At 62.3% G+C, this 12,484-nt stretch carries 12 protein-coding genes; 10 read left to right on the top strand and 2 right to left on the bottom strand.

All coding sequences use genetic code 11. The features are described 5' to 3' along the window. The first annotated feature begins 15 nt into the window (after positions 1-15). The 10 genes from GBA65_RS17530 to GBA65_RS17485 all read left to right on the top strand — a co-directional run bounded on the left by GBA65_RS17530 (position 16) and on the right by GBA65_RS17485 (position 9,875). Complete coding sequence (locus GBA65_RS17530) at positions 16-432, top strand: Zn-ribbon domain-containing OB-fold protein (protein ID WP_166397655.1); 417 nt, start codon at positions 16-18, stop codon at positions 430-432. A gap of 35 nt (positions 433-467) precedes the next feature. Continuing rightward, complete coding sequence (locus GBA65_RS17525) at positions 468-1,592, top strand: thiolase family protein (protein WP_166397654.1); 1,125 nt, start codon at positions 468-470, stop codon at positions 1,590-1,592. Positions 1,593-2,055: 463 nt separating this feature from the next. Next, positions 2,056-2,343 (top strand): hypothetical protein, encoded by a 288-nt coding sequence (locus GBA65_RS17520; RefSeq protein ID WP_166397653.1) that lies wholly within the window; start codon positions 2,056-2,058, stop codon positions 2,341-2,343. A gap of 587 nt (positions 2,344-2,930) precedes the next feature. After that, positions 2,931-4,220, top strand: a complete 1,290-nt coding sequence (locus GBA65_RS17515) for a Rieske 2Fe-2S domain-containing protein (protein ID WP_166397652.1) — start codon at positions 2,931-2,933, stop codon at positions 4,218-4,220. A 90-nt stretch (positions 4,221-4,310) separates the two neighbouring features. Further along, positions 4,311-5,363: an ABC transporter substrate-binding protein gene (locus GBA65_RS17510; protein WP_207955878.1), complete on the top strand. Its 1,053-nt coding sequence runs from the start codon at positions 4,311-4,313 to the stop codon at positions 5,361-5,363. Positions 5,364-5,456: 93 nt separating this feature from the next. Beyond that, entirely contained in the window at positions 5,457-6,266 is an 810-nt protein-coding gene (locus GBA65_RS17505) for an ABC transporter ATP-binding protein (protein ID WP_166398583.1), read from the top strand. A gap of 108 nt (positions 6,267-6,374) precedes the next feature. Beyond that, positions 6,375-7,106, top strand: a complete 732-nt coding sequence (locus GBA65_RS17500) for an ABC transporter permease (RefSeq protein ID WP_166398582.1) — start codon at positions 6,375-6,377, stop codon at positions 7,104-7,106. Between the two features lie 64 nt (positions 7,107-7,170). Then, positions 7,171-8,265, top strand: a complete 1,095-nt coding sequence (locus GBA65_RS17495; RefSeq protein ID WP_166397651.1) for a zinc-dependent alcohol dehydrogenase — start codon at positions 7,171-7,173, stop codon at positions 8,263-8,265. A gap of 43 nt (positions 8,266-8,308) precedes the next feature. Then, a complete protein-coding gene (locus tag GBA65_RS17490) occupies positions 8,309-8,851 on the top strand; it encodes a hypothetical protein (RefSeq protein ID WP_166397650.1) in 543 nt (180 codons plus the stop codon). 64 nt (positions 8,852-8,915) lie between these two features. Then, positions 8,916-9,875, top strand: coding sequence for an EamA family transporter (locus GBA65_RS17485; RefSeq protein ID WP_166397649.1), 960 nt, complete (start codon positions 8,916-8,918; stop codon positions 9,873-9,875). 71 nt (positions 9,876-9,946) lie between these two features. On the opposite strand, the gene GBA65_RS17480 is transcribed toward GBA65_RS17485, so the two are convergent. Together GBA65_RS17480 and GBA65_RS17475 are read right to left on the bottom strand one after the other, a co-directional pair. Continuing rightward, the gene (locus GBA65_RS17480) at positions 9,947-10,861 is read right to left on the bottom strand and encodes a LysR family transcriptional regulator (protein ID WP_166397648.1); all 915 of its coding nucleotides are present in this window, start codon (positions 10,859-10,861) and stop codon (positions 9,947-9,949) included. 446 nt (positions 10,862-11,307) lie between these two features. Continuing rightward, positions 11,308-12,258 (bottom strand): LysR family transcriptional regulator, encoded by a 951-nt coding sequence (locus GBA65_RS17475; protein ID WP_166397647.1) that lies wholly within the window; start codon positions 12,256-12,258, stop codon positions 11,308-11,310. Positions 12,259-12,484 lie beyond the last annotated feature (226 nt).

Below are 12,484 nucleotides of genomic sequence, written 5' to 3'. Positions count from 1 at the left end.
GAAAAGGAGGAAGGAATGGCCGAGCTGAGATCGGTAGTTCCCGAGCCGACGGAGCAGAGCCGCCCGTACTGGCAGAGCGCCGGTGAGCACACGCTGTCTCTCCTACGCTGCGGGGGCTGCGGGCGTTGGATCCACTACGTCAAGCGGCAGTGCCCGTATTGCGCTAGCAGCGAGCTCTCCTGGACCCCATGCTCGGGCAGGGGGACGCTGTACTCGTACAGCGTCCTCTACCGCGCGTCCTCGCCGACCTTCAAAGAGAAGACCCCTTACGTACTGGCGGTGATCGAGCTGGAAGAAGGGGTGAAAACGATGTCACACCTCGTGGATTGCGAGCTCGCACGCATCCGGGTGGGCATGGACGTCGAAGCCGTCTTCGAGGAGCTGGACGAGAAGCGAGCTGTCCCCTACTTCCGACCGGCTCCGAGAATATGAAGGACGGTGGGCGTATGCACCGGGAGGTAGCCATCGTGGGCACCGGAGAAGCGGAGGGAGGGCGGCGCTCCGGTAAGACCACGTTCGAGTTGGCTAGCGAGGCGGCGCACCTGGCCCTGGCGGACGCGGGACTGCAAAGAGACGAGATCGATGCGGTCTTCCTGGAACAACCCATGTCGGAGCACCACCACATGCCCGCCAACGTCTTCCTCGAATACATGGACATGCGGCCGCAGGCAGCAGTCGCCTTCGCCGCCGGTGGGGCCACGCCGCACGCGATGGCTATCCAGGCAGCGGGCCTCATAGCCAGCGGCGTTTACGAGACCATCCTGATCGTGGATGCCGACGGGCGTGCTACTCGTTTCGCCGGCGACAAAGGCATGGCGACCTCACAAGCGGCGGACGACATGGAAGAGTTCGAGACACCGTATGGCGCCTCGGTGCCGGGCCGCTACGCGCTTATAGCCCAGCGTCACATGCACGACTACGGTACCACCGAAGAACAACTGGCCCAGGTCGCGGTTGTGGAGCGCAAGCACGCCAGCTTGAATCCTCGCGCTGCTTACAGAGACCCACTAACGGTAAGAGAGGTGCTGGAATCGCCCATGGTGGCCGCGCCTTTTCATCTACTCGAATGTTGCATGGTCTCGGATTGGGGCACCGCGTTCGTTATGACCTCGAAGAGGAGAGCCGGTAGGCTGAACAAACCGCCCGTCTGGATACGAGGTTTCGGTAGCGCCCAGCAGGGTTACAACCTGGCCCCGTTGCAAAGCTTCTCTTCCTGGCCCATCCAGCACTCAGCGAAGCACGCTTTTCGCATGGCGGAGCTCACGCCCGAGGAAGTACACGTAGCAGAGTTGTATGACTCCTTTCCGATAACGGTGCTCATCGCGCTGGAGGAGTTGGGTTTCTGCGAGAAGGGGCAAGGGGGTGCGTTCGTGCAAGGCGGTGCTGCTGAACTGGGAGGCAAAATACCCGTCAATACCCACGGGGGGCAGCTTTCTTACGCTTGCGGTCACGGTCAATACATTCTGGAAGCCGCTCGTCAGCTGCGCGGAGAAGCCGGCCAGGCGCAAGCAGACGGCGCGAGATACGGGCTGTCCCAGGGTACGGCGGCTATCTGCTCCTCTTCCTACACCATCATCTACGAGGCCGACTAAGTGTTTTGTCCCGAGGTCAAATGCTTCGGCGAGGGGCGGGAAGGTTTAGGTTAGCACGACGCAAAAAATCATCCCCGAACAGTTAGACGCCCTGCTGCCCGAGTAGCGCCACCGCATCGACAAGATGCTGAACGTTTCCGTGTTAGGCTACGGGGACGGGGGGCATAGGGCTCACCTGGGCTTGGGAGGGTCCTTCTCCGGGTCGCGGTGATGACGCATCGAGACCTCATAGTTCCTACTTTATTATTACGTTCTCCTTCCGAGCGTTATTGTTCAACGGGGTTGTAGAGACCACAGCCAGAACGAGGTGATCAAATGCAACTCGCCCATGTTTTTACGCTAACGATACCGGGCTCTCACGGTCGGGTAGCCTCTATACCTCCACTGAGGCTACATATTCCGCCTCGTCGGCGTCGAGAAGACCGGGGACTTCGCCGGCTTCTTAGAGGAGTACAAGCATTCCATGCACGAGCTGGACGACTACTTCTTGCCCTCGGTGAAGTTCGTCGTTGAGGAGATCGCGGATTCGGTCATGTCGTCGGGCTACCGCAACCGCGTCTCCTACGGGGCCAAGGTCGGCGTCCGCGTGGGCCCCGACCACCTTCTCGCCCTCAACGTGCCCACCGGAGGCTTCCTCACGGAGCCCGCTCCCGAGGACCTGATGGGGTTCGAGGAGTCGGATAGCGACTCTCCTCGAAGCCAAAGGGACTTCAGAAGCGACCAGAATAACGCTATCCTAAATGCCGGGTAGGTTGCTTTTGCTGGCGTCCAATGTCTGGGGCAGCGGACGGGCCGTTCGCAGCCTCCCAGCCTTCCGAGTGGAACCTCCCCGAATCCCGTCGCTCGACCGCTTCTCGCATCCCGAAAAAACGTCGCATAAGAAGCGTTAGGCGACGCCTATTTCGGCGTGAACGGTAGATATAGGATGGCCTTACCACCGAACGCGGATACCTGTGGCCAACCGACCATCGTTGGACCCGCAGTGGAAGAAGGTAGCGCTCGGCTCCGCGAGCGGTTTTATCACGTCCTTGCCATACTCCTCACAGATATCATCTAGCGTCACCGAGTTGGCCGGATGCTTTCCGACTATCTCCTGACCCTACCACTTATACCCTGTGACGCGCCCGCACGAGGCGCGCCTCGTGCGGGCGCTGTCAACTCGCCTGCGACTCCTACCTGCCTCCGCCGTTTTCCTCTTTGGTATATGGCCGAGGTATATCAAAGCACTATTTTGGTATTTGCTTTATATCAGCGAAGCAACCAAGATGGCCTGTGAGGGACTGGAGAAGGCGAGGCGGGATCGCGACGCCGCGTAATCCTGCGGAAGGGGAGTAAGCTATGTTGAGCCGTGAAGACAACGAGCTGCTTGTACGAACGGACGCAGGTACTCCGATGGGTGAGTTGTTTAGGAGGTACTGGATCCCGGCGCTGCTGTCCGAGGAGCTTCCCGAGCGGGACGGTACTCAGGTAAGGGTCAAGCTCCTGGGCGAGAATTTGATCGCGTTTCGCGACACCGATGGTCGGGTCGGTTTGTTGGATGAGTTTTGCGCGCATCGAACGGCGTCTCTTTTCTTCGCGAGAAACGAAGAGTGCGGGTTGAGGTGCGCTTATCACGGGTGGAAGTACGACGTGGACGGCAGGTGCGTGGATATGCCCTCCGAGCCCGAAGAGAGCAACTTCAAGAACAAGATACGGCTCAAGGCGTACCCGTGCGAGGAGCGCGGCGGCATCGTCTGGACGTATATGGGGCCTCCCGAGCACAAACCGGAGTTGCCCGAGTTGGAGTGGGCTCTCCTGCCCGACGATCAGCGGTTCGTGTCCAAGCGCCTCCAGGAGTGCAACTACATGCAGGCTATGGAGGGCGGGATCGATTCGAGCCACGTGTCCTTCGCTCACCGGTTTAACATGGACGACGACCCGATGCATCGGGACACTCCGGGGTTGGAGTACCTCAAGCAGGACACGAGGCCGAAGTTCGAGGTCGCGCAGTCTGACGGTGGCCTCCTGATAGGGGCTAGAAGGAACGCCGACGAGGAGAATTTTTACTGGCGGATCACGCAGTGGCTGATGCCCTGGTACACCATCATCCCTCCGTTTGGGACGCACAATCCCCTCGGCGGCCACGCCTGGGTTCCCATCGACGACGAGAACTGCTGGGCTTGGAGCATCAACTACCATCCGGCGCGTCCTCTGTCGGACGAGGAGCTCGCCAGCATGCAAGCCGGAGAAGGAATACACGTCGAATACATCCCCGGAACGTACCGTCCGGTGGCCAACAAGGACAACGATTATCTTATCGATCGCGAGGCGCAGAGGAACCAGAAGACGTTCAGCGGAGTCAAGGGAATCTCGATGCAGGACGCCTCCCTCCAAGAGAGCATGGGAGAGATCTGTGACCGGACCAAGGAGCGCCTGGGTACCAGCGACGCCGGGATCATAATGGCGCGTCGCCGCTTGCTGAGTGCGGCCAGGAAGCTCCAGCAGGAAAGCCTGGATCCCCCCGCGCTCGACCCCTCAACCCACAGGGTCCGTTCTACTTCGGTGCTCCTGCCCAAGGGCGTACCCTTCAAGGAAGGGGCGGAGGAGGCGATGGTGGCCGAACCGGGCACCACGTTCGTTTCGGTGTAAAGTTAACGCGACTCTCTCGGGGAAAGGGGAGTTCACGTGCAAGAAACGCGCATTCAAGCGGCAAGCAAAGCCGGGGGGATCAGCAGGACCGTGGCGCTCGTCGCCACGCTTCTCGCCGCCCTGTTCGCCGCGAGCGGTTGCATCCTCAGCGGAGGAGGCGGCGGACAGAGTGGCGGGACCGCCACGGTCCGCGTAGGGACCACCAACAGCAGCAGCGACGCGCCATTCTTCATCGGCGACAAGAAAGGCTACTTCGAAGAGCAAGGCATAAAGGTAGAGTTCAACAGCTTTGATTCGGCCGCCAAGATGATCGCGCCCTTGGGCAACGGCGACCTGGACGTCGCGGCCGGTGCTCCTTCGGCTGGCTTATACAACGCGGTCGCCCGCGGGGTGGACTTCAAGATGGTCGCGGACAAGGGGTCGACCCCGGCCGGGTACGGTTACATGCCGCTCCTGGTGACGAGCGGCTCGGCCAGCAGCTTCGACGGGTACGAGGACCTGGAGGGCATGAAGGTCGCCGAGCCCGCCCAGGGCACGGCCACCTCCTCCACGCTGAACGAGGCGCTCAAGAAGGCCGGGTTGAGCTACGACGACGTCGAGCACGAGTACATCGGGTTCCCCGACCACGTCGCCGCCCTCGAGAACGGGTCGATCGACGCCAGCTTGACGACCGAGCCGTCGGCCACGAGGGCCATCCAGACCGGGGCCGCAACCCGGTTCGCGGGTACGGACGAGATCTACCCGGACCAGCAACTCGCGGTGGTCCTCTACAGCGGCCAGTTCGCGCAAGACGACGCCGAGGTGGCCCGGAAGTTCATGGTGGGGTACCTCCGAGCGGTCCGCGACTACAACGACGCGCTCAACAACGGCAAGCTGGCGGGGCCCAACGCGGAGGAGGTCATCTCCATACTTACCGAGTTCACCCCGGTCAAGGACGCGGGTCTCTACCAGGAAATGACCCCCAACGGGGTGGACCCGAACGGGGAGTTGAACCTCGACAGCCTGGAGAAGGACCTTCAGTTCTTCAAGGATGAGGGGCTTTTGGAGTCCGACGCGGTAACCATCGATGGGGTGGTCGACACATCGTTCGTCGAGGCGGCTTCGGAGGAGCTCGGACCCTACGAGAAGCCCGAAGAAGGCTAAGGGCAGGGAGCGCTAATGAGCAACGACACGACACCGCAGCAGGACGGCAACGCCACGCGGTCGCGTGAGGCGCGGGTGCGCGGTTCTCGCGCGATGCAAAACCAGGATCTCGACTCCGCTTCGGGCTCGAAGATACGCGTTAAAGGATTGACGAAGCAGTTCACCAGTAAGGGGGGGACCTTCGTCGCGGTCGACGACGTTTCCCTCGACATTCCGGCCGGCAGGTTCTTCATGATCGTGGGACCGAGCGGCTGCGGCAAGACGACGCTGCTGCGCATGCTCGCGGGCCTCGAGACCCGCACTTCCGGCTCGATCGAGATCACCCGGGGCGACACCGGCAGGCCGGTTAACTCCATGATCTTTCAGGGCGATTCGATCTTCCCCTGGATGACGGTCTGGGACAATGCCGCATACGGGCTCAGGATGCGCGGCGTGCCCAAAGCGGACATAAAGGAGACGGTCGGACACTACCTGGACAGGACCGGCCTCTCGAAGTTCGCCGGGTCGTACCCCCACCAGCTCTCGGGAGGGATGCGCCAGCGGGTCTCCATCGCCCGGGCGTTCGCCAACGACCCCGAGATACTCCTGATGGACGAGCCGTTCTCGGCCCTCGACGAGCAGAACAAGACGCTCCTGCAACAGGAGCTTCTCCGGATCTGGGACGAGACCAAGAAGACCGTCCTCTTCATCACCCACAGCGTCGACGAGGCTGTCACGATGGGGGATCAGATCATGGTCATGACCGCGCAGCCCGGCAGGGCGAAGGTGCTCATCGACGTTCCGTTCGAGCGTCCGCGCCATGTCCTGGAGCTCCGGGCCAGGCCCGAGTACGGGGAACTCGTGTACCAGATATGGGACTCGCTGCGAGAAGAAGTCCAGCGGGCCCAGAGGGTGGAGGAGTAGAAGGTGGAGACAAGGGCCAAAACGAGCAGCAAGGAAGCGGCCCCCACCGCCGCGAAGGTCGAGAAGTGGGGGCTGAGCAGGCGGTCGAAGGACCGCATCATAGCCGTCATGTCCCCGATCGTACTGCTGATCCTTTGGGAGGTCACCGTTCGGGTCGGTCTGCTAGACGCCCGCTTCTTCCCGGCGCCCACGAGCATAGCGTCGACCTTCGTCTCGCTGCTGCAGACGGGGGAGTTGGTCTTCAACACGTGGGTCAGCTTGCAGCGCCTGTTCTTCGGGTTCCTCCTCGGGGGGATTCCCGCGTTGGCCCTGGGGGTGGTGATGGGCCTCTCGAGACCCGTGCGCGCGGCCGTCGACCCGCTTATATCCGCGACGTACCCCATCCCCAAGAGCGCCATCCTTCCGCTGATACTGCTCATCTTCGGTTTGGGCGAGGCCTCGAAGATCGTCATGGTGGCGATCGGGGTATTCTTCCCCGTGGTCATCAACACGGTGGCCGGCGTGCTCGAAATCGACAAGATCTACCACGACGTCGGCAAGAACTACGGGGCGAGCCGCTGGCAGGTCTTCCGTACGGTCGCCTTGCCGGGTGCCATGCCCCTCATCATGACGGGCGTAAAGCTCGGTGTCGGCATGGGGCTCATCCTGATCGCCATCGCCGAGATGGTCGGGGCGAAAAGCGGTTTGGGGTTCATGATCTGGAACGCCTGGCAGACCTTCGCCGTGGAGACCATGTATGTCGGGCTCGTCGTGATCGCCGTGTTGGGGTTCCTCTTCTCCCTGCTCCTGAACGAGCTGGAGAGGTTCATCATCCCCTGGAAGAGCGACCAGCAGGGCTAGGGCGACCGCGCCGCCTTCCTGCGCGGTCTTTTCACCTTGACCTGTAAACGGATTGGAGGAGCGCTTGGGCGAGAGAGCGCTGGTAGCGGTAGCGTCGGGCAAAAAACGTACGGACCTGCGGGAGATCGAGGTGCCCCGCGTAGCGCCGGAGGCCGGCCTGCTGCGGGTGGAGGCGGTTGGCGTGTGCGGCACCGACTGGTCCCGATACAAATCCGATCTGCGGGAACCGGAGATCCTGGGCCACCACACGGTAGGACGCGTCGAAAGCGTGGGCGAGGCTGCGGCGCAGCGCTGGGGGGTCGAAGAGGGGGACAGGGTTGTGCTCGAGGAGTACGTACCCTGCGGCAGCTGCGAGCGCTGCCGCGGGGGCGAGGCCCGGTTGTGCGACTCCACTGACCCGTGGCTCGGCGGTATTCGCTACGGGGCGACACCCGTTAGCGTAGCACCCTCTCTCTGGGGCGGATTCGGACAGTACCAATACCTGCACCCCAACGCCATGTTGCACAAGGTTTCGGATCACGTTCCCGCTCCCGAGGCGGCCCTGGCGCTGCCGTTGAGCAACGGCTTCGAGTGGGTGTGCCTGGAGGGCGGGCGGACCGTTGTAGGCAGCACGGTGGTTATCCAGGGGCCCGGCCAGCTCGGGCTCGCCTGTGTTATCGCCGCACGGGAGGCCGGCGCCGAGCGCGTCGTAATAAGCGGCCTGTCCGCCGACGCAGAGAGGCTGGAGCTTGCGAAGCGGCTCGGCGCGGACCACGCGGTGGACGTCGAGCGGGACGACCTCGCAGAGCGCGTCGCCGAGATTACGGAAGGAAGGATGGCGGATCTGGTGATCGACGCCGCCTCCGGCGGCCCGTCGACCGTTACGTCCGCCATCGAAATAGCTAGAAAGAGGGGGACCGTGCTCCTCGGGGGCTTCAAAGGGGAGCCCTTGCCCCGGTTTCCCAGCGACGTGCTGATCTCGAAGTGCCTCACGCTGAAGGGGGTGCGAGGGCACAGTTACGAGTCCGTGGAGCTGGCGCTGCGGACCATCGCCTCCGGCAGGTACCCCTTGGGCGAGATGTGCACCCACAGGTTCGGGTTGAGCGAGGTAGATGAGGCGCTAAGGACCATGGGTGGCGAGAGCGGTTCGGGGGCCGTACACGTGGTGGTAGCCCCATAACGGCGAGCGGAACAGACCCCCAGAGAAGATGAAAGGATGGCAGATGGACATAAAAAGACCGCGTTACGCGGCTACGATCAAGGTGGTGGGGCTCGGGAGTGGCGGCGCCGAGGCGGTGAACCGCTTGGTAGGCTCGGAGCTGGAGGGCGTGGACCTCGTCTTGATCCAAGCGAACGGCGTCCGGTCTCTCGCGGAGTACGAAGCGGACGCGAGCATAGAGATCGACGAGGGGGTGGCGCTGCTGTCGGAGACGAACGGCAGCCTCGCGTCTGCGCCGCATCAGGTCGAAGGAAGCGAGGAGGAGATCCGCGAGGCTCTCGAGGGGGCCGACATGATAGTGCTGATCGCCGGCGAGGGGGACGAGCCGGAGGTCGGAGCAGCGCCGCTGGTCGGGCAGATCGCGAAGGAGTCGGGGGCCCTAATAGCCGGGGTGATAGCCAACCAGCCCGATCACGAAAGCCCGGCCGGTACGGCCCGGACAGAAGTAGGAGTCCAGGCCCTCCGCGAGGCCGTCGACATGCTGGTCGTGGTCCCGGACGACACCCTCCTACCCGGCCTCTTCACCGCCCTGCGGGGGAGGAAGTAACGAGGACGCCCGCGCGAAAGCCAGGACGCGCTAACCGGGTGCACAGCGAGCGCAGGAGGGCAAGATGGGCGCCGTATTCGCGTTCCTGTGCGCGGTAGGGTTCTCGTGCACGAACGTCCTTATACGAAAGGGTGGAGGTTCCGGCGCCGACAACGGCATGCTCATAACCACCATATGCAACGTCGTCATCCTCAGCTTTATCGTTGCGATCTTCGGACTCGCCGGCCGCTCGCTCGCGTGGAACATGGCCGGTTTCCTGTGGTTCGCAGGCTCCGGCCTCCTGACCTCCTTCCTTGGCCGTAGCACGCTCTTCACCAGCATCGGTCTCGTCGGTTCCTCCCGGGCGGCCGCCATAAAGAACACGGCGCCCATGTTCACCGTGGGCGTCGCCGTGCTCTTCCTCTCCGAACACCTCTCCCCGGTGGCGGCGGGTGGCGTCGGGTTGGCATGCTTGGGCCTCTTTTTGCTGGTTTACGAAGCTTTTCGGAAGCCGGCGAACGGCAAGGAAATAGCGAAAGGCGTAGGGGATGGGCGCGGCGCCGAGGCGCCCTCTGCCGAATCTCAGGAGCCGTCGGGCGCCCCGACGGTCGTCATAATAGGCACGCTGATTGCCGTCGCATCCGCGGTCTTTTTCGGGTTAGGTCAGGGGGTCCGAAAGGTCGGTCTCGCGTACATGCCCGATGCCTTCTTGGGCGCAACGATCGCGTCGTGGACCGCCCTCATACTGTATCTCGTCGCTATAACCGCCCAAGGGCGTACGGGGACGGTGTTCAGAGAGAGCTTCACCGGTCTCCACCCGTACTTCTGGCTCGCCGGCGTGGCCACGACCGTCGGCCAGCTCGGCTTCTTCATCGCCATCACCTACTCACCGGTCGCCCACGTCTCGGTCATCGCCGCCTCCGAAACGCTCCTGACGATCGTCCTCGCGACGCTGTTTATGGGGCGGATCGAGAACGTCTCCCGGCTGGTCCTTCTAGCAGGGTGCTTGGTGTTCTGCGGAGCGGTTGTTATCGCGCTGACGTAGTCGTGCGTCCCACGGCTAAAAGCTTTGAAGCATCGCTCTCAAACGGGACTTCTATTCGGGGTCCGCGACTCCTACCGTTTCTCGGTGGTGCGCGGAAGCGGGGCCGCCGTAAGCTCCCCGATCACCCGGAGAAGCGAGTCGAGAACGACCCCGGAATCGTCCTGACGCCACACCACCCCCAACTCCACCGCGGACGAGAGATCGGATACGGGCTTGTAGACGACGCCCTTTCTGGAGAAGTTCTGTATGGAGGCGGGTACCAGCGCCACGCCTATACCACCTGCAACGAGACCGACGATCGTCGGCATGGCCCACACCTCCTTCTGAATCGCTTTGGGGACGAAGCCCGCCTCCCGGCAGGCGTCGGCGACGCGACCGTACAAACCGGACATGTGGTAACGAGCCGGCAGTATAAAAGGCTCTTGCGCGAGGTCTCGTAACACTACAGACGGATGCGAGGCCAGAGGATGCATTTCCGGCAGGGCGAGTACCAGGGGCTCGCGCGAAACGGGCTCGACGTTGAGTACCGGGTCCTCCAGCGGCAGATACAGAAAGCCCGCGTCGATCTGCTTCATGTGCAAGCGTTGCACTATGCGGTCGGGGCGCATCTCGCGCAGGTAGAGCTCGACCTTCGGGAAGCGCTTTGTGAACTCGCTCAAGATGGGCGGGAGCACCTCGTTTGAGGCCGACGGCACAAAGCCAAGAGTCAGCCTGCCGACCTCGCCGTGCCCCACGCGTTGAACCACATTAATGGTCTGATCCACCTGAACCAGTATACGGCGCGCTTCCTCCAGCAAAAGCTCCCCGGCCTCGGTCATCCGGACGCCGCGGTTGGTCCTATCGAAAAGCCGGACCCCGAGATCATCCTCCAACCGTTTGATCTGAGCGCTTAGAGGTGGCTGCGCTATGTGAAGCCGTTGAGCCGCGCGACTGAAGCTTAGCTCCTCCGCGACCGCTACGAAGTAATTCAGGTGCCGTAGTTCCATGGTAGCGTTATACCTCGAACATCTACCCAGGACACCTGGCCACCATTCAAAGTATTCCCTGCACTGTAGAGGTCTTAGCGTAGGTACCGAGGACACCGCATCATGGTCGGGACCTCGCGGCGCTAGGAAGCGCCTGCGGCACCCCCGGACCTGCGGATTGCCTGCGCTCTCGTCCTAGTTGTTGCGGTTTCTTACCACCGCCTGTCGGGGTTGAGCAGCCTGTATGCGTCGTCGACGAGGCGGCACGGTACATCAACACCCCTACCAGGTAGCGGAAGACGGCTCCCACAATGCTGTTAAAAGGAAGTCGAAGGGACAGCTCCAGGACGATATGAGTAGCAGGCGGCGGAATCGAAAAAGCTTGCTCGAAAGCGCGGGCCTGGGCTGCTCGGGGGCCGCGGATGGAGCGTACAGGTAGGGGGCGCCGCTGGCACTCAGTCGGGGGCTCAGCCTTGGCTAACGTTGTGGGGTTGCTCGAGGCGGTTTTCGGGCTCGGCTTGCTCTTTGATCTTCCGCTCGGACACCTCACCTACGACTCGGAGAAACGAGGCAAGAACCGGGGAATTGTCGCCGCGCCGCCAGACGACACCCATCTCCACCACGGCCTCCGGGTTTCGTAGCTCCTTGTAAACCACACCCCTGCGGTTCAGGTTCCGCAGTGAGGCAGGTACTAGGGCAATTCCTAAGCCACCCGCAACCACACCGAGTACGGTCTGCATGAGGCCCACCTCTTCCTGCACCGCGTTGGGGAGGAACCCCGACCGGTGACACACCTCCACGATTTTGCCGTACAAACTGGGCGTAGAGTATCGGGCTGGCAGCACGAAGTCCTCGTTGGCGAGGTCCCGCATTTCCAACTTCGGCTCGGAAGCTAATGGGTGGGTCTCGGGTAAGGCGACCACGAGGGGCTCGCGAGAAACGACCTTGCACGGGACGTCCTGATCTTCGCATGGGAGGAAGAGAAAGCTGACGTCCACTCGTCTGTCGTGCAGGCTCTGCACCACTCGATCCGGCATCAACTCGTGCATATACAGCTCTACCTTGGGGAAGCGCCTTCTGAACTCGCGCAGGACCTCCGGCAGCAGGTCGTTGGAGGCCGCGGGTATGAATCCCAAACTTAGCCGCCCGAGCTCCCCCTGGTCAGCCTCTCGAGCCATACGAGAGGCCTGCTCGACCTGAACAAAAATCCGACGCACTTCTTGCAGAAACAGCCGTCCGGCTTCGGTCAGTTGCACGCTTCTCCCCGTCCTATCGAAGAGTCGAGCCCCGATCTCCTGCTCCAGCTGTTTGATCTGCGTACTGAGCGGCGGTTGGGCCATGTGCAGCCGTTGCGCAGCCCGGCTGAAGCTAAGCTCCTCTGCAACAGCCACAAAGTAGCGTAGGTGTCTAAGCTCCACACCGTAACGATACATGGCAGATATAGATAGTTCAACAAATTGATATTGGACGTATGCAAACACCGAGGCCACAATAGCGACGGAAGGAAAGGAGACGCGAGCTTGCATTCATGCGGAGAGCGCAAACATTGCTGCAGCAACTGGCGAGGCTGTTCTCTAGATAATTAACGGCCCTCCTGTAGCTGTGCGGCATTCGGTGCTTGTTTGAGCGGTGAAACCTCGGAAG

The organism is Rubrobacter marinus (assembly GCF_011492965.1).
Classification (GTDB): domain Bacteria; phylum Actinomycetota; class Rubrobacteria; order Rubrobacterales; family Rubrobacteraceae; genus Rubrobacter_F; species Rubrobacter_F marinus.
The sequence above is the reverse complement of the archived record's forward strand: the minus strand, read 5'-3'. Positions and strand labels throughout refer to the sequence as shown.